Source organism: Pelagibacterium flavum, assembly GCF_025854335.1.
In the GTDB taxonomy this organism is placed as follows: domain Bacteria; phylum Pseudomonadota; class Alphaproteobacteria; order Rhizobiales; family Devosiaceae; genus Pelagibacterium; species Pelagibacterium flavum.
The window spans coordinates 3,172,809-3,190,080 of the sequence record NZ_CP107716.1 but is presented as its reverse complement, the minus strand read 5'-3'; the positions used below and the strand labels follow the sequence as shown (position 1 = coordinate 3,190,080).

Sequence of the window (17,272 nt, the reverse complement as noted above, 5' to 3'; positions counted from 1 at the left end):
TCTTGCTGGCACTATCAATCCATTAGGGTAAACAAAGGGTTGGCGCGCCCGCTTTTTAGTCGGACGCGGGAGTGGTAAACCTTTAAATGAAAGCCGAATTTGATTCCCGCGGGGGGCTTTGAGCCGGGTGCAAAATCTGGTGTTGATTTTTGTTGGAGTCTGCGGCGCCGCCATTGGCGCAGCGGCCTATTTCGCCCTCGGCTTCACCCCTATTGAAGCGGGGCTTCTGGCGCTTGCCATAGCGCTGGGAGGCGTGATGGTCGAGGAGCGCAAAGCCCGCCGCCGCGCCTTCCGGCGACTCGAACAGGGCGTCGAGGAAATGGGGCGCCTTCTGGCCACCGATGCCAAGGCGGGCCAGGTCCTCAGTCAGCGTGTAAATGCCCTCGTCGATCTCGAACTCGGCTCACGCCTAGATGTCATCGAGGCCGATATGAGCGTTCTGGGCACCGTCGTCCGCCAGGTCGCCGAGGCGGTGTCTGATCTCGAAACCGCCCAGGCAGCCTCCGCTCCGGCCGCCAAAGACGACCGCAGACCAACCGGTCACTCCGAAGCCCGCCGCGTCCCAACCATTGCACTCGACGAAGTCAAACGCGCCCTCGATGAAGGACGGCTAATTCACCACGTCCGCCCCATCCTAACGCTCCCCCAGCGCAAGACCCACGCCTTCGATATGGTGCCGCGCCTGCAAATCGAGGGGCGCCAGTTGGTCGATCCACCACAATATATGCCCATCCCCACCGGCGAGGGCACGGTTGTCCTCCGCCGCATCGATCGCATCTGCGCCGAAGAGGGTATCCGCATCGTCCGGCGCGCCCGTCTAAACGGCGATCCGGTCCGCCTCCTGATCGATATTTCCCCCGCCAGCCTCGGCGACAAGCCGGCGCTCGATCAGACCTTGAGCCTTCTTGCCGCCAATCGCGCCATCAATTCCGATATCGTCTTTGCGCTCGATTATGAGGATTGGACCCACCTGTCGCGCCCTGAATCCGATGGGCTGGCCAGCCTTGTGCAACAGGGCGTGTCCGTCGCCTTGCGCAATGCGACGACGCTCCGTCTGGATTTTGGCGGCCTTGCCGAAAAGGGCGTGCGCTATATAGAAGCCAGCGCCCACGCTTTCCTCAAATCGCCCGCCACGCTGACCGATTTCCACTCATCCGACATCAACGACTATATCAAGCGCTTCGGCATCAATCTCGTTATTACCGACCTTGAAAGTGAGAGCGAAATCCTTGCGCTGCTTGATGATGGCATAAAGCTTGCGCAAGGCCCGGTTATGGGTGAAGCCGGACCCTTGCGGCCCGATCTGCGCGACGAGGGCGATGACGATCTGCGCCGGGCCGTCGCGCGATAACCACAAATCAAGGAACGCCCATGCCCGCCCTTGCCGGCCCCACTCCCGGTCTTTCCAATCTCGCCACACGCTATAAGGCTGTGCTCTCCGACGTCTGGGGCGTGCTCCATAACGGCGTGACCCCGCACTGGGGTGCCGTCGAAGCGCTGAGCCAATTCCGCGCGAGCGGCGGTCGGGTTGTGCTCATAACCAATGCCCCGCGCCCCGGAAACTCAATCATCGCCCAGCTCGATGCTATGGGCATCCCGCGTGACGCTTATGATGCTCTGGTGTCTTCTGGCGATGCCACCCGCACCTTGCTGGAAAACTGGCGGGGTAGGACTGTGGCCCGCGTCGGCCCCTCCGTCGATGACGTGCTGTTTGAGGGGCTCGATCTCACCTTCGGCTCGGACGAAGAGGCAACCGCCGTGGTCGTCACAGATCTCGATACCGATGACGACACCCCCGACGATTACCTGGACCGCATGGCCATCTGGAAATCGCGCAATCTGCCGCTGATATGCGCCAATCCCGACAAGGTCGTCGAAGAAGGAGACCGGATCGTCTATTGTGGAGGTGCGCTGGCCGATGCCTATGAAGACATCGGCGGCAGGGTGATGATGGCGGGTAAGCCTTACAATCCCATCTACGAGCAGACCAAGGCGCTGGCCGACGAGGCGGCCGGGCAGCGATTCGCAAAAAGCCAGATCCTTGCCATCGGAGATTCCGTACGCACCGATGCCATGGGCGCCGCCCAATTCGGCATCGACCTTCTGTTCATAACCGGCTCGATTCACGCCGCCGAACTCGATGCCTTCAACGATCCACCGGCCCGCCGGGTCTCCGATTTCGTCTCCGTCTCGCGCGCCAATATGATCGGGTTCATGCCGCGTCTGGTCTGGTGAGAGGCGCAAGATAGACACGACGCACTTCATTGCGAAAAATCTTCCCGTCGCTCCCGTGCCGGGGCTGCCTGACATCCGGTTGCACCTCGCCGTCCCGCAAAGCGGGGTTTGGAAACTGGCGCGCGACGGTGTGCCGCCCTATTGGGCCTGGTGCTGGCCAGGCGGGCTTGTGCTGGCCATGCACATCATGACCAATCCCCAAATCGTCTCGGGGCGCACCGTCCTCGATTTGGGAACGGGCTCTGGCCTGGTGGCCATCGCGGCGGCCATGAGAGGGGCCAATCGTGTTCTTGCCTGCGATACCGACCCCAACGCCATCGTTGCGGCAAGACTTAGTGCCGCGCTCAATTCCGTCTCCATCCAGACCTCGCTTGCCGACCTTCTCGACGGCCCGGTGCCTGCACAGGAAGTCATTCTCGTGGGCGACCTTTTTTATAAAGCCGCATTCGCCAGACGCGTCGTGGCGTTCCTTGATCGCTGCCTGAGCGAAAAGCGCCAAATCTATGTCGGAGACATCGGACGCGAGCACTTGCCGCGCGACCGTATGCTGTCCATAGGCACCTATCCGCTCATCGATTTCGGCGAACCCGCTACAGCCGAGCCGCGTCCCGCGCACGCTTGGCGCTATATTGGCCGAATGGCCTGATCCTCGGCCCTTGCAATCGGGATCACAAAAAGGCAATTTCCGCGCGACTTCAATTGGCCTCACCCAATCCTTCCGTTTCGGAAGCGCGACGAACGATCCAGACGATATGACCGCAGGCAAGACCTTCGCCCGACTCGACGGCCTTTCGGCCGTTCCGACAGCTCTCAAGGGCGGTGTCGTGGCCATCGGCAATTTCGATGGGTGCCACCGCGGCCATCAGCAGGTTTTTGCCACCGCCCGCGCCATGGCGGAAAAAAAGGGTCTGCCGGCACTGGTCCTGACCTTCGAGCCCCATCCGCGCGATGTCTTTGCGCCAAACCCCTTTCTGTATCGTCTGACCTATGCCGATCAAAAGGCGAGCCTCGTCGCGGCGCTGGGCTTTGATGCTGTGGCCTTCATGGAATTCTCCCGCGATCTGGCTTCCGTGGAAGCAAGCGAATTTGTTGCGCGCTACCTGCTCGAAGCGCTCGAGGTTTCCGGCGTGGTGGTCGGTGCCGATTTTCATTTCGGCAAGGGCAGGGCGGGTACGCCCGATTTTCTTCTGGCCCAAGGCGAGCAGCACGGCTTTTCGGTCGAGATCTGCGACATGCTCGATGACGGCATTGAGCCTGTATCATCATCTCGCGTCCGCGATGCGCTTGCTGGCGGCAATATCGTGACTGCCAACTCCCTTCTGGGCTACCACCACTTCTTTTCCGGCACGGTGATCGAAGGCGACAAACGCGGCCGCGACCTGGGCTATCCCACCGCCAATATGGTCGTTCCCCAGACCTTCGGGCTCGCGCAAGGGGTTTATGCCGTCAGGGTCCGGCTCGATGGCGAGCTATTCGATGGTATTGCCGCCTATGGCAAGCCAATGTTCGACAATACGCGTCCGCCCTTCGAGACCTTCATTTTCGATTTCGACCGCACCATCTATGGCAAGGCTCTCGACATCGCCCTGCTCGGCTTTATCCGGGGGCAGATGACATTCGATGGTCTCACACCGCTCATAGCGCAGATGGACAAGGATACGGCGGCAGCGCGAATTATCACCGCCCAGGCCCGCCCGCTCTCCGAGCTGGACGCCGCCCTGGGCTTTGTCGATGGGTCCGTCGGCTAAATCGCGTTCGGTGCAGCACGCCGCAGCCGGCATCCCGGCCTTGAGCCGGGATCTAGTCCGCTCAGACGCCGTGATCACTTCGTGCTATGCCGCAAACCCATCGACTTTTCCGCCGGTCCGCTGTTAAAAGCGGTCCCGATCTCATGACTGAAGATTTCCGCGAGTTCTTATGACCGACACGCAAACAGGCGCGACAACCGAACGCGACTATTCAAACACTCTGTTCCTGCCCCAGACCGATTTCCCCATGCGGGCCGGTCTGCCCCAGCGCGAGCCCGAATGGCTCAAGCGCTGGGAAGATATGGACCTCTACAAAATGCTGCGCGAGCAGAGCCGCGAACGTGAAAAATTCACGCTCCACGATGGCCCTCCATACGCCAATGGCAACATCCATATCGGCCACGCGCTCAACAAGACATTGAAGGATCTTGTGTCGCGTTCCATGCAGATGCTGGGCTACAATTCTGCCTATGTGCCCGGCTGGGACTGCCACGGCCTGCCCATCGAATGGAAGATCGAGGAGCAGTACCGGGCCAAGGGCCTCAGCAAAGATGAAGTCCCGGTCAACGAATTCCGCGCCGAATGCCGTACCTTTGCCGAGCAATGGGTGGATACTCAGCGCGAGGAATTCAAGCGCCTGGGCGTGAATGGCGATTGGGCCAATCCCTATCTCACCATGAGCTTCGATGCCGAAGCCACCATTGCGTCCGAATTGATGAAAGTTGCCGCCTCCGGCCAGCTCTATCGCGGCAGTAAGCCCGTCATGTGGTCGGTCGTCGAGCGGACAGCGCTCGCCGAAGCCGAGATCGAATATCAGGATTATGAAAGCGACGCGATCTGGGTGAAGTTTCCCGTGGCTACCCAGCATTGGGCCGACAAGGCGCCGGTGGAAAAGCTATTGGACGCGTCTGTTGTCATCTGGACCACCACCCCATGGACTATCCCCGGCAACCGCGCGGTGTCCTATTCCTCGCGCATCGCCTATGGCCTCTACGAAGTGGAGTCTGCCGAGAACGATTTCGGCCCCCAGCCCGGTGAAAAGCTGATCTTTGCCGACAACCTCGCCGCCGAAAGCGCGACAAAGGCAAAACTCGCCTTCAGGCGCCTTGCCGACGTCACCGCCGATGAACTCGGCGCCATGACCCTCCATCACCCCCTCCGCGGCTTCGGCGGCGGTTACGATTTCCTCGTGCCCCTGCTCGATGGCGATCATGTCACCGACGATGCCGGCACTGGCTTTGTCCATACCGCGCCCGGCCATGGCGCAGACGACTTTGAAATCTGGATGGCTGAGGGTCGCGCTATCGCGGCAAAGGGCATCGACACGTCAATCCCCTTCACCGTCGACGACGCCGGTTTCTATACCAAGGACGCTCCCGGCTTTGGCCCCGACGCCGAGGGTGGACCCGCGCGCATCATCGACGACAAGGGCAAGAAGGGCGACGCCAACCAGCGCGTCATCACCGCGCTCATCGCCGCCAACAATCTCTTCGCCCGTGGCCGCCTCAAGCACCAGTACCCCCACTCCTGGCGCTCGAAAAAACCCATTATCTTCCGCAACACCCCCCAATGGTTCGTCTATATGGACAAGGACCTTGGAAAGGGAGCGGACGACACCCTGCGCACCCGCGCCCTGACCGCCATCGACGCCACCAAATTCGTGCCCCCCGCCGGGCAGAACCGCCTGCGCTCGATGATCGCCGATCGCCCCGATTGGGTGCTCTCGCGCCAGCGCGCCTGGGGCGTGCCGATCACCGTGTTCGTCAATGCTGAAACTGGCGAAATCCTTAAAAACGATGCCGTCAACGCCCGCATCGTTGCCGCCTTCGAAACCGAGGGTGCCGACGCATGGTTCGCCGAAGACGCCAAACAGCGCTTCCTCGGCAATGATGTCGCAGACCCAGAAAACTGGACCAAGGTCACCGATATTCTCGATGTCTGGTTCGACTCTGGTTCGACCCATTCCTTCGTTTTGCGCAACAAGGAAAAATGGCCGGACCTGAAATTCCCGGCTTCGATGTATCTCGAGGGTTCCGACCAGCATCGCGGCTGGTTCCACTCCTCGCTGCTCGAAAGCTGCGCCACCAACGGCTTTGCCCCTTACGAATCCGTCCTTACTCATGGCTTCACCATGGACAAGAACGGCTTCAAGATGTCCAAATCACTGGGCAACACCATTGCGCCCCAGGACATCATCAAGAAGTTCGGCGCCGACATCCTGCGCCTCTGGGCGGCGACCATCGACTATGCCGAAGATCACCGCATCGGCGATGAAATCCTGGCCAACACCGTCGAGATGTACCGCAAGATGCGCAATTCCTTCCGCTGGCTGTTGGGAAATCTCGCCCATTACAAGCCCGAGGAAGCGGTGGCCCACGCCGACATGCCCGAGCTAGAAAAGCTCATCCTGCACCGTCTCGCCGTCCTCGATGGCGAGGTCCGCGCCGGCTACAAGGCGTACGACTACAAGCGTGTGGTCAACACCATCGCAAACTTCATGAATCTCGAACTCTCGGCGTTCTATTTCGACATCCGCAAGGACGCGCTCTATTGCGATCCGATCTCATCAACAAAGCGCAAGGCGGCCCTGACGGTCCTTGACCAGCTCTATTCATGCCTCACCGCATGGCTGGCTCCGGTGCTGGTCTTCACGATGGAAGAAGTCTGGCTTGAGCGAAACCCGGGCGACACGTCTTCCGTCCACACTCGCACCTTCCCGGAGGTCCCCTCAGAGTGGCGCGACGATGGCTTGGCGGCAAAATGGGCAAAGATCCGTGCGGTACGCCGCGTGGTCACCGGCGCGCTCGAAATCGAGCGCAAGAACAAGGTCATCGGCTCATCGCTTGAGGCCGCTCCCATAGTCGCTATCACCGATCCTGAGCTTGCCAAGGCGGTCGAGTCTCATGATCTCGCCGAATTGTGCATTGTCTCGGCTATTTCTACTCAATCCCATGCCTTTTCGAACGAGCAATTTTTCAAGTTGGACGAGGTTCCGGGGGTCCAGGTGGCCTTTGCCAGAGCCGCGGGAACCCGTTGCGCTCGCTCATGGAAAGTCTCGCCCGAGGTCGGTTCTGACCCCGAATATCCCGATCTGACTCCCCGTGACGCTCAGGCTATGCGCGAGCGGGTGGCTGCAGGGCTTAGCGTATGAATTTCCTGATGAAGCCATCGGTGCTGTGGAGTTTTTTCCTCGGGGTGGACGTCCTGATTTTCGACCGCCTGCACAAATATCTGCAGATCGATATGGCCGGCTGGACAGGGGGTGAAGTCATCGACGTTGCTCCGTTTTTCGACTACACTCTCGTCTGGAACACCGGCATCTCCTATGGCCTTATGGGCGGCATGGCGCCGGAAATGCTGTTGGTTGTCATGGGCTTGGCTATGGTCGCGCTGGGCTGGTGGTGGGTCAAGGAAGACTCCCTTCTCACCCGCATCGGCATCGCTCTCGCCATTGGCGGCGCCCTCTCCAACGCCATCGATCGCGTGGTTTATGGTGCCGTCGCCGACTTTTTCTCGCTGAGCTTTTTCCCGTATGTATTCAACATCGCCGACATGGCCATCAGCATAGGCGTCATTGCACTGATAATCGACGTGCTGCGCCCGCGACCGGAGTCGGAAGCGAAATCGTAAATCGGCCAAATTCTGGCCTTACGCCCACCAATGGGCTATAACCCCACGAAAATCGTGGGATCATCAGGGTGGTCGAGACCTCAATGGGTATCGTTGTAACGAGTAATAACAGGATTAAGCGCCTGTTGAGTATGACATTTCTCGCTGCGGCCGCGGCTTCGGCACTTGCGGCCTGCACCACCGTGGAGGGCACCAATGCGCTCACCGACCCGCTGACTTTCGAGCGCGAAGTGATGCGCTCGACCCTGCAGGGCGTGGGCATCGTGCCGCGCGAGGAAAAGGCGATGGTCTCGGGAGAGCGCAGCCCGCTCGTGCTCCCGGCATCAGGAGCAACCCCTCCGCCCCCCAGCCAGTCGACAGCAGTCATTCCCGAGGATTCGGGCGCCGTGACCATCGACACCACCGGCCTGACCACCGCCGATCTTGAAGCGCTGCGGACCGGGCGCGTGCTGTCGTCGGGCGCAACTTCGGGTCGTCCCCTGACCGAAGCCGAGGCCCGTCAGCTTGCAGCGCGTATGGCCGCCTACCGCAATGCGCAGGGCTTGACCGAGCGCAACATCTACCTTCCGCCCGAGCAATATTTCCAGACGGTGGCAGGCCAGCAAACCATATGCGAAGCGGCCAATGGTGACCTTGTCACCCTGTCCGATCCTCGCTGTCCACCTGATGTTCGCGCCGCAGCCTCTCGCTGATTTCGCGCGCAGCACCGAAGAATGTTCAGGGCGGGGCCGTTGGCCTCGCTTTGTTTTGATAGCTCCAGATCGAAAGAAGACGCTCCAATGAGCGATAAAGCCCCACCCCCATCCGGCGAGCGCCTCGCCAAGGTCATCGCCCGCGCAGGAGTCTGTTCGCGCCGCGATGCCGAAGCCTGGATCACCGCCGGCCGCATCGCGGTCAACGGCAGCCCGGTCAAGACCCCCGCATTCAATGTCGTTGAAAGCGATACTATCGCCGTCGATGGCAAGCCCCTGGCCCGCAAGCAGGCCACCCAGCTTTGGCTGTATCACAAGCCCGCGGGCCTCATGGTCACCGAAAAGGACCCCGAGGGGCGCGCAACCGTCTTTTCGGAATTTGAAAAGCTCGGTTTGCCGCGCGTGCTGACTGTGGGACGGCTCGACTACAATACCGAGGGCCTTTTGCTGCTCACCAATGATGGTGGCCTCAAGCGCACCCTCGAGCTGCCTGCAACCGGCTGGGTGCGGCGTTACCGTGTCCGTGCCTTCGGCTCGGTGACCCAGGAACAGCTCGATACGCTTGCCAACGGCACGACCGTTGAAGGGGTTGATTACGGTCCCATCGAAGCGACGCTCGACAGCACCAGTGGTTCCAATGTTTGGATCAGCATGAGCTTGCGCGAGGGCAAGAACCGCGAGGTTCGCAACGTCCTTGGCGCGCTCGGCCTCGAAGTCAACCGGCTGATCCGTCTCTCCTATGGCCCGTTCCAGCTTGGTGATCTGCCGACGGGGTCGGTCGAAAAGGTGAAGACGCGCATTCTCCAGGACCAACTGGGCAAGCGCCTGGCCGAAAGTGCAGGGGCAGATTTCGATTCTCCCATCGCTGAGGAACCTAATCAGCCGCGCCGCCGCTCCCCTCAGCGCGAAAGCCAACCTACTGAGCGCGATCGTTTTGGTGGTCTGCGCAAACGGCCCGATTTCAAGCGTCCCGAGCGGCGCGAAGAAGCCCCTCGCACGGTTCACTTCGACGATGGCCGCCCCTCCCAGAGCTTTGTGCCGTCTGGTGGTGACCGGAAGGGTAAGCGCGATGAAGGTGGCTTCGGTGACCGGCCGCGCCGCGACGCCGCAGGCGGAAAAAGCTTTGACCGGGGAGGTAAGTCGTTCGGCGATCGTCCCCAAAAGCCCGGCGGCAAGCCGTTTGGCAAGGGGCCGCGCGATGCCGGCGGTGGTGATCGCTCGTTTCGCAAGGATGCGGATCGCCCTCCGCGCCGGGAATCTGCCGGAGGAGACCGCCCCTTTAACAAAGGCCCCCGCAGGGACGGTGGAGGAGACCGACCCTTCTCAAGTGGTCCGCGCCGCGAAGGCGCTGGTGCCGATCGTCCATTCTCCAAAGGGCCTCGTAGAGATGGTGCCGGCGGCGATCGTCCCTTCGCAAAAGGGCCGCGTCGGGAGGGCACCGGCGCAGACCGGCCCTATTCCAAAGGACCACGGCGCGAGGGCGCAGGTTCTGATCGCCCGTTCTCGAAAGGCCCTGGCGGCCAGACCCGCCCCGGTGGCAAGCCCTTTGGCAAGGGGCCACGCCGGGAAACCGGGGCTGACAGGCCGACCGGCCAGCGCCCGCCGCGTAGGGATGGAAAGCCATCGACCGGCACTCGGCCCGATCGCCCCCGCCGCCCGCGTCCGGACGAGGATAAATAGCTAGATGCGCATCGTCGCCGGAAAATTCCGCGGCAAACAGCTCGAAGCGCCGAAGTCGGACGATATTCGTCCCACTTCGGACCGGGTGCGCGAGGCCGTGTTCTCGATAATCGGAAGCCGCATCGGTCCCCATCTGGAGGGATTGCATGTACTCGATCTGTTTGCCGGCACGGGCGCGCTGGGTTTTGAAGCGTTATCGCGGGGCGCTGATCACTGTGTCTTCATCGACACCGGCATTGAGGCGCGCGGCCTCATTCGCGGACACATCGAGCATTTCGGCGTCGGCGGCCAGACCAAGCTTCTTAAGCGTGATGCCACAGATCTTGGGCCGGCCGAACGGATCAAGCCTTGTGGGCTTGTCTTTGCCGACCCGCCATACGGCAAAGGTCTGGGTGAAAAGGCCATCGCCAGCGCGCTGTCTGGCGGATGGATTGCACCAGACGCTCTTATCGTCCTTGAAGAACGAAAAGATGTTGCCATCGAGGGTCCAACCGGCACTCAGATTGTCGATCGCCGCGAATATGCTGAGACAGCCATCACCTTCCTCGAGGTCGCGTGACACCAGCAGATGTGGGGAAGTGTGGGGAAAGTAACCTTTGCCACACAGCAGCCACAAATTTGCCGCTCCCAGCCATTTTTTGAGGAACCACTCGTTCGCGACGCGGGTTGGTCCTGCATCGTGCAAGCTGGAGGCAACGCAATGGCACTCGTTATCCTGAGCATCATCGCCGCTTTGGTCACGCTGGCCGCGGCCACAGCCGGGCTGCTCATTTCCGCTCAGGCCGAGGTTGACAGTGCGCCTTCCAACAACGCCGACACTCGCTCGGTCTGAAAGGCGTTAGAATCGGCAACGATTATCGGCGCCCGAACAAGCGCTCCAGATCGCCCTTCTTGAGTTCGATATAGGTCGGGCGTCCATGAATGCATTGACCCGAATGGGGCGTAGCCTCCATTTCGCGCAACAGCGCGTTCATCTCGTCAGCGCGCAAACGTCGCCCTGATCGCACCGATCCATGACACGCCATGCGGGCAATGATAGCATCCATGCGTTCCTCAAGCACCGCCACATTGTCCCATTCCGCCAGCCCGTCCGCGAGATCGCGGATTAAACCTTCAATGTCGGTTTGGCCCAGAAGGGCAGGGGTTTCGTTGACCGCCACTGCCCCAGGGCCAAATCGTTCGAGATAAAGCCCGAGCCTTTCCAGCACCGGAGTGGCCTCCTCGAGCCGTCCGCAGTCTTCTTCTGGAAGATCGATAACCACCGGGATCAATTGTCGCTGACTGGCAACCGGCCCGCTGCGCAACTGCGCGCGAAATCGCTCATAGACTAGCCGTTCATGCGCGGCGTGCTGGTCGATCAGAACCAGCGCGTCGCCATTCTGGGCAACGATGTAATTCTCAAAGACCTGGGCCCGCGCCACACCAAGTGGAAAGTCCTGCTGCTCCGCCGACGGCATTTCCGTCGGCTCGTGCCGGGCGCTGGGCGCATCGAATTTACGGATCTCGGCGGCCAGACCAGGCGAGAAAGTGCTCTGCTGCCCGAGCAAAGGCGATGGCGCTCTATACCCGGTCGACACGCCCCCCGGTTCGGCAAAGCTGCTCGTCGGTTCGCCCGGGACCGGAGATACGGGGGCCCGAAAACTGGCCAGCGCGGATTCCGCCACGCTCGATGATGCCCGAAAACCGGCCGCTGCCAGCGCTTCACCGATGGCCCGGATAACAGCGCCACGCACGGCGCCCTGATCGCGAAATCGCAATTCGGCTTTGGTCGGGTGCACGTTGACATCGACTTCACCCGGGTCGATGGCAACGAATAGTGCGATGACCGGAAACCGGTCGCGGTGCAGAAAATCGGCATAGGCAGCCCGCACCGCCCCGAGCAGTACCTTGTCGCGCACCGAGCGGCCGTTGACGAAGTAGAACTGGTTGAGCGTATTGGCGCGTGAATAGGTCGGCAGTCCTGCCAGCCCGCCAACCACGATCCCGCTCCGCGAAAACCCGATCTGCTGCGCGTTCTCGGGAAAATCCGCTCCGATAATCTGCGCCAGTCTGGCATGGACAGCATTTTCCCCGGTCTGTGCCGGCCAGTTGATCGGCTGCCTGTCAGTGCCCGACAAAACGAAGTGCACACCGCGATGCGCCATCGCGAGCCGCTTGATGACATCGGTTATAGCCCCGGTCTCGGCTCTGTCGGTCTTTAGGAATTTCAGCCGTGCCGGGATGTCGGCAAAGAGGTTCTTGACCTCGACAATCGTACCGCGATTAACCGGATGCGGCACCGGACCGGATTTGACACCGCGCTTGAGCGAGATCTTGAGCCCCGTTTCGGCGTCCTGCGTCCGTGAAGCAATCGAGAGGTCGGACACCGAACCGATCGATGCCAGAGCCTCGCCACGGAACCCCAGGGTCCGAATGTCGTCCAGCCCATCATCCTTGAGCTTTGAAGTCGCGTGCCGTTCGACGGAAAGCACCAGATCGGCCTCGTCCATGCCATGGCCGTCATCCTCGATGCGGATCAGGCTCTTCCCCCCAGCCGCTGTGGTAACTGCTATGCGTTTCGCTCCAGCATCGAGCGCATTTTCGACCAGCTCCTTTACGACGCTGGCCGGACGCTCGACGACTTCGCCGGCGGCAATCTTGTTGACCAGATCGTCTGGAAGCTGGCGAATGGCCATAGATGCTGATTCTCCTTTGTGACCACTCTAGCGGGGCGGACACATCTCGCCAAAGCTGATATGAGCGCCAGACCATGACCACGTCCGACAATCCCATGGAAATTGCGTTTACCCTCGCCGCGGAGGCTGCTGCGGCCGGTGAAGTGCCGGTTGGCGCCGTCATCATGCGCGATGGCGCGGTGCTGGCCACCGGACGCAACACAATGCGCGAGACCGCCGATCCCACGGCCCATGCCGAATTCAACGCCATCCGTGCGGCACTTGCCGCAGATGGCACCGGACGTTTGGCCGATTGCGATCTCTATGTGACGCTCGAACCCTGCACCATGTGCGCCGGTGCCATTGCTCACGTCAAATTGCGGCGGCTTTATTACGCTGCGGAGGATCCCAAGGGCGGGGCGGTCGATAACGGCGTCCGGTTTTTCGACCAGCCCACCTGCCATCATGCGCCCGAAGTGATCGGAGGTGTCTCGGCGAGCAGGGCCGCAGAAATGCTCAGGAAATTTTTCGCTGAGCGGAGATGAATCCTTCGACCTTGGCCGATATTTCCCGCTTGAAGCGATCCTTCTCGGCCTCGCCGGCCTTTATGATTTCCCGTACCCGCCAATATTCATGCGCGCCAATATTGACATGGTGGGGGCGGAAATAGAGGTCGGGCGGATAGGCCGCGATCATATGGGCGATCAACTGGTGCATCATGATCTGGGCGGAGCCAAATCCGATATCGATCATCGTCGGAATATAGCCGTCCGGCCAAGCATGGGGATCGCCATTGACGTCGATACCAACCAGAATGTCGGTGCCTGCCGCCGCGTGGTCAAGCGGCAGGGGATTGACTACGCCGCCATCGACCAGAACCGTCTTGTGGAAATGGACGGGCCTGTAAAGGCTCGGGACGGCTAGCGAGGCGGCCAGCGCCGGCTTGAGCGCGCCTTCATGAAACGCGACCTGATGCCAGGATCTGAAGTCGGTCGCAACGCAGGTGAACGGAATCTTGAGCCCCTGAAATGTCTCGGGCATATCGTCGGGCGTAAATGTGTCGACCACCTGAACAGGATCGAGCTGGATCGAAATGCCCTCGCGGAAGATTTTTGCCATCGACCGGACCTGGGTGGACAGCAGGCGTCCGAACAGCCCGTTCATTGTCCCCAGCATTTCGTAAGATAGCCCGCGGATTTCCCGGCCTGTCAGCCCGGCTGCCCAGCCCGATCCGATCAGCGCGCCGATCGACGTGCCTGCGATCCGGTGCGGGACGAGCCCCAGCTCATCCATCGCTTCGATGAAAGGAATATGCGCCAGTCCGCGGGCGGCTCCGCCCCCTAGCGCGATCCCTATTCTGGGATCACTGATCGTCCCCATGGCCACAAGCCCTCCGGTTCCTCCGTCAGCCTAGTCTAGCCATATACGGTTGAGAAGAGTTTGCTGCTACAGAGCCCGCCAGCCGATGTCGCGCCGACAAAATCCGTCCGGCCAGTTAATGGCGTCGACTGCGGCATAGGCGCGTTCCCGCGCTTCGCTCACATTCTCGCCAATCGCCGTGACGTTTAGCACTCGCCCACCATTGGCAAGCAGGGTGCCGCCGTTCCGCACCGTGCCGGCGTGAAAGACCCGAACGGTATCACTGTCCAGCCCTTCGACGTTCGCTATGACGGTATTTTTCTCGTAAGCGCCCGGATAACCGCTAGCGGCGAGAACCACCGTCAGTGCGACCCCGCGCTTCCAGCGCGGGGAAACATTGGCGAGGGTGCCATGCGCGGTGCCTTCGAGGATATCGAGCAGATCGCTCTCGAGCAGCATCATCAGAACCTGAGTTTCGGGATCCCCGAAACGGGTGTTGAATTCGATGAGCTTGGGGCCGTCCTTGGTCATCATCAGGCCAGTGAACAACACGCCGGAAAAAGGCGTTCCACGCGCCGCCATGCCCTTGATGGCCGGAGCGACAATTTCGCGGTAGGCGCGCTCTATCATTGCATCGGTCATCACAGGAGCGGGGGCATAGGCGCCCATGCCGCCTGTATTGGGTCCCTTATCCTCATCGAAGGCGCGCTTGTGATCCTGCGCGGCGGGCAAAAGGATGGTATATTCGCCATCGCAGATGGCAAAGAGGCTCGCTTCTTCGCCGACCAGACATTCTTCGATCACCACTTCCGCGCCCGCAGCACCAAATGCTCCCGAAAAACAATCGCGCACGGCCTCTCGCGCCTCTTCCAGCGTCTCAGCCACAGTAACACCCTTGCCGGCTGCCAGGCCGTCGGCCTTGATGACGATTGGAGCACCGTGCTGATCGAGATAGGCGAGCGCGGGTTCGAGCGCGTCGAATTTGCCATACGCGGCAGTAGGAATGCCCATCTCGTCGCACAACGCCTTTGTAAAGGCCTTGGACCCTTCGAGCTGCGCAGCGACCTTTGACGGGCCGAAAACGGCAACTCCGGCTGCGCGCAAATCGTCCGAAATGCCCGCCACCAGCGGCACTTCGGGTCCTACCACCACGAGGTCGATCCTCTCGCGTAACGAAAAGTCGACAACAGCCGCGTGATCGGTCACGTCGAGAGCGATATTTTCGGCAATGGTCTGGGTGCCGCCATTGCCGGGCGCGACAAACAGCTTCTCGAGCCGCTCCGATTGCGTCATCTTCCAGGCCAGCGCATGTTCGCGTCCACCCGATCCGATCAGCAACACCCGCATGCCTCACCCTCTTTGCCTTGAGTTTGGCGCCCCTCTATCATGTGCGATGACAACCCGCCACCCTTGACGGCGCCGCAAGGCTCGGTCACCAACGACACCTATGAGCGATAATCAGTCCAACGCCTTCGAATTCACGGTTTCCGAAATCTCCCAAGCGGTCAAACGCACCGTCGAGGACCAGTTCGGGTACGTGCGGGTGCGCGGCGAGATCTCCGGGTTTCGTGGCCAGCACAGTTCGGGCCACTGCTATTTCACACTGAAGGATGACGCCGCCGCCATGGATGCGGTGGTCTGGAAGGGCAACTATTCGCGCCTTGCCTTCAAGCCTCAGGAAGGGCTGGAGATTATCGCCACCGGGCGGCTGACCACCTATCCGCGCTCATCGAAATATCAGATTGTTATTGAAAACATCGAACCCGCTGGTGCCGGCGCCCTTATGGCACTTCTCGAGGAGCGGCGGAAAAAATTCATCGCCGAGGGCCTGTTCGCGCCAGAACGCAAGAAGGAGCTCCCTTACCTGCCGCGGGTGATCGGGGTCGTGACCTCTCCGACCGGCGCGGTGATCCGCGATATTCTCCATCGTCTCGATGATCGGTTTCCCTCTCATGTGATTGTTTGGCCGGTTCGGGTGCAGGGCGATACCTGCGCACCTGAGGTGACCGCCGCCATCGATGGCTTCAACGCCTTTCCGCCCGAGGGCCCCATCCCGCGCCCCGACCTGCTCATCGTCGCACGCGGTGGCGGCTCTATCGAGGATCTGTGGGGCTTTAACGAGGAAAGCGTGGTCCGAGCCGTCGCACGTTCGGCAATACCGGTCATCTCCGCCGTTGGGCACGAAACCGACATCACGCTGGTGGACTACGTTGCTGACAGGCGCGCTCCGACCCCCACGGGCGCCGCCGAAATGGCCGTTCCGGTGCGTGGCGAACTGATCGCCTATGTCGATGATCTCGGTTCACGTCAGCGCATGGCGGCGCGCCGTATCTCCGGCAATCTCAAGGATCGTCTCCGTGCTGCAGCGGCAGGTTTGCCTCGACCCGGTGATCTCGTTTCCACCCAGCGCCAGCGCCTCGATATGGCGACGGCGCGGCTCGGGTCGGGCTTGCGCGCAGCCCAGCACACCAAAGCCATGGATCATCAACGGATCGCTGGCCGTCTGGCGGTCGGTCTGTTGCGCCAAAGGCTCGATGCCGCCGCCAACAGGCTGCAAACCGCGAGCACAAGAGGTCGCCATGGGTTGCAGACAAGGGCCGGGCGAGCGCGGGTTGCGTTTTCACCGATCGCCAGCCGATTGCGCCCCGGCCTACTCACAACACCAATCGCTCAGGGACACCGCCATCTCGATGCGATTTCCAATCGTATGGACCCCGCGTTCATCCGCATCGTCGAAACCCGTCGGGCGCGGCTCGATGGGCTGTCGAAATTGCTGACATCGGTCAGCTATCATCAGGTTCTGGCCAGAGGATTCGCGTTGGTCACCGATGCCAGCGGCAATCTCGTGCGCGCATCCGATGACGTCAAACCCGGCGACGCGCTGACCATCGACGTGGCTCAGGGCTCGATTGCTGCAACGGTTTCCGGTGCACCTCCGATTCCGCGGAAGAAAACGCGCTCTGAAAGTGGCGGCGGCGAACAGGAAAGTCTATTTTGACCGCCATCCCAAAGCCCGCTAAACAGAGGGTAGAGGAAGGTCGCACATGAACATTCTCGATTCCGGCTTTGCGCCGTCCGAAGCCAAAATTCGTTATCTTGATGCCGACTACGTTGTCGTCAAGCCGGGCACCTTTGTGCGCTGCGCAATCACCAATGCGCCCATCCCTATTGAGGATCTGACCTATTGGAGCGTGGACAAGCAGGAGGCATACGCCGATGCCAAAGCCGCATTCACGGCCTATCAGCGATCCATCGGCGAAAAATAACCCCGTAG

General features: G+C 61.1%; 16 protein-coding genes. 13 read left to right on the top strand and 3 right to left on the bottom strand.

Going from position 1 to position 17,272, the window contains the following annotated elements:
* Positions 1–139: 139 nt before the first annotated feature.
* The 10 genes from OF122_RS16070 to OF122_RS16025 all read left to right on the top strand — a co-directional run bounded on the left by OF122_RS16070 (position 140) and on the right by OF122_RS16025 (position 10,817).
* Complete coding sequence (locus OF122_RS16070) at positions 140–1,351, top strand: EAL domain-containing protein (RefSeq protein ID WP_264225200.1); 1,212 nt, start codon at positions 140–142, stop codon at positions 1,349–1,351.
* 20 nt (positions 1,352–1,371) lie between these two features.
* On the top strand, positions 1,372–2,235 hold the full coding sequence (locus OF122_RS16065) for a TIGR01459 family HAD-type hydrolase (protein WP_264225199.1): 864 nt from the start codon (positions 1,372–1,374) through the stop codon (positions 2,233–2,235).
* Positions 2,236–2,314: 79 nt separating this feature from the next.
* Positions 2,315–2,881 (top strand): class I SAM-dependent methyltransferase, encoded by a 567-nt coding sequence (locus OF122_RS16060; RefSeq protein WP_264225198.1) that lies wholly within the window; start codon positions 2,315–2,317, stop codon positions 2,879–2,881.
* Positions 2,882–2,987: 106 nt separating this feature from the next.
* Positions 2,988–3,983, top strand: a complete 996-nt coding sequence (locus OF122_RS16055) for a bifunctional riboflavin kinase/FAD synthetase (RefSeq protein WP_264225197.1) — start codon at positions 2,988–2,990, stop codon at positions 3,981–3,983.
* 169 nt (positions 3,984–4,152) lie between these two features.
* Positions 4,153–7,134: an isoleucine--tRNA ligase gene (gene ileS / locus OF122_RS16050; RefSeq protein ID WP_264225195.1), complete on the top strand. Its 2,982-nt coding sequence runs from the start codon at positions 4,153–4,155 to the stop codon at positions 7,132–7,134.
* Positions 7,131–7,613, top strand: a complete 483-nt coding sequence (gene lspA / locus OF122_RS16045) for a signal peptidase II (RefSeq protein WP_264225194.1) — start codon at positions 7,131–7,133, stop codon at positions 7,611–7,613. The genes ileS and lspA overlap by 4 nt, the downstream gene beginning before the upstream one ends.
* Positions 7,614–7,738: 125 nt before the next feature.
* Positions 7,739–8,305 carry a hypothetical protein gene (locus tag OF122_RS16040; protein WP_264225193.1) on the top strand — a complete coding sequence of 189 codons (567 nt, stop codon included), beginning with the start codon at positions 7,739–7,741 and terminating at the stop codon, positions 8,303–8,305.
* 87 nt (positions 8,306–8,392) lie between these two features.
* On the top strand, positions 8,393–9,985 hold the full coding sequence (locus tag OF122_RS16035; protein WP_264225192.1) for a pseudouridine synthase: 1,593 nt from the start codon (positions 8,393–8,395) through the stop codon (positions 9,983–9,985).
* A 4-nt stretch (positions 9,986–9,989) separates the two neighbouring features.
* Positions 9,990–10,544 carry a 16S rRNA (guanine(966)-N(2))-methyltransferase RsmD gene (gene rsmD / locus OF122_RS16030; RefSeq protein ID WP_264225191.1) on the top strand — a complete coding sequence of 185 codons (555 nt, stop codon included), beginning with the start codon at positions 9,990–9,992 and terminating at the stop codon, positions 10,542–10,544.
* 141 nt (positions 10,545–10,685) lie between these two features.
* Positions 10,686–10,817 (top strand): hypothetical protein, encoded by a 132-nt coding sequence (locus tag OF122_RS16025; protein ID WP_264225190.1) that lies wholly within the window; start codon positions 10,686–10,688, stop codon positions 10,815–10,817.
* Between the two features lie 22 nt (positions 10,818–10,839).
* On the opposite strand, the gene mutL is transcribed toward OF122_RS16025, so the two are convergent.
* On the bottom strand, positions 10,840–12,660 hold the full coding sequence (gene mutL, locus OF122_RS16020) for a DNA mismatch repair endonuclease MutL (protein WP_264225189.1): 1,821 nt from the start codon (positions 12,658–12,660) through the stop codon (positions 10,840–10,842).
* Positions 12,661–12,734: 74 nt separating this feature from the next.
* Here mutL and OF122_RS16015 point away from each other — a divergent pair, with 74 nt between their 5' ends.
* The gene (locus OF122_RS16015) at positions 12,735–13,184 is read left to right on the top strand and encodes a nucleoside deaminase (RefSeq protein ID WP_264225188.1); all 450 of its coding nucleotides are present in this window, start codon (positions 12,735–12,737) and stop codon (positions 13,182–13,184) included.
* Here the strand turns inward: OF122_RS16015 and OF122_RS16010 are convergent.
* Together OF122_RS16010 and purD are read right to left on the bottom strand one after the other, a co-directional pair.
* On the bottom strand, positions 13,156–14,019 hold the full coding sequence (locus OF122_RS16010; protein ID WP_264225187.1) for a patatin-like phospholipase family protein: 864 nt from the start codon (positions 14,017–14,019) through the stop codon (positions 13,156–13,158). The two genes, OF122_RS16015 and OF122_RS16010, sit on opposite strands and share 29 nt — an antisense overlap.
* A 66-nt stretch (positions 14,020–14,085) precedes the next feature.
* Complete coding sequence (gene purD / locus OF122_RS16005) at positions 14,086–15,345, bottom strand: phosphoribosylamine--glycine ligase (RefSeq protein WP_264225186.1); 1,260 nt, start codon at positions 15,343–15,345, stop codon at positions 14,086–14,088.
* Between the two features lie 100 nt (positions 15,346–15,445).
* Here purD and xseA point away from each other — a divergent pair, with 100 nt between their 5' ends.
* Complete coding sequence (gene xseA, locus OF122_RS16000; RefSeq protein WP_264225185.1) at positions 15,446–16,996, top strand: exodeoxyribonuclease VII large subunit; 1,551 nt, start codon at positions 15,446–15,448, stop codon at positions 16,994–16,996.
* A 46-nt stretch (positions 16,997–17,042) separates the two neighbouring features.
* Entirely contained in the window at positions 17,043–17,264 is a 222-nt protein-coding gene (locus OF122_RS15995; protein ID WP_264225184.1) for a DUF2093 domain-containing protein, read from the top strand.
* Positions 17,265–17,272: the final 8 nt, after the last annotated feature.